The sequence below is a fragment of the Hymenobacter coccineus genome (genome assembly GCF_001816125.1).
In the GTDB taxonomy this organism is placed as follows: Bacteria; Bacteroidota; Bacteroidia; order Cytophagales; family Hymenobacteraceae; genus Hymenobacter; species Hymenobacter coccineus.
Window position 1 is genome coordinate 1 of sequence record NZ_MDZA01000398.1, and the last position, 204, is coordinate 204.

Below are 204 nucleotides of genomic sequence, written 5' to 3' on the forward strand. Positions count from 1 at the left end.
CCCACCGGAACGGCTCGCCCACGAAAATGCGCGCCCGCACCTGTCGGGGCCCCACTTTATCTCGTCGGTCGAGGCCGTGAGGTACGAGTCGCCTTGCAGGGTAGGCCCACCGGAACGGCTCGCCCACGAAAATGCGCGCCCGCACCTGTCGGGGCCCCACTTTATCTCGTCGGTCGAGGCCGTGAGGTACGAGTCGCCTTGCAG

Annotated in this window: 1 protein-coding gene; it reads right to left on the bottom strand. The window is 67.6% G+C overall.

Translation table 11 applies throughout. The annotated features are described in order from the left end of the window. A partial coding sequence (locus BEN49_RS28320; protein ID WP_158023003.1) for a hypothetical protein occupies positions 1-204 on the bottom strand: 204 nt, incomplete at both ends.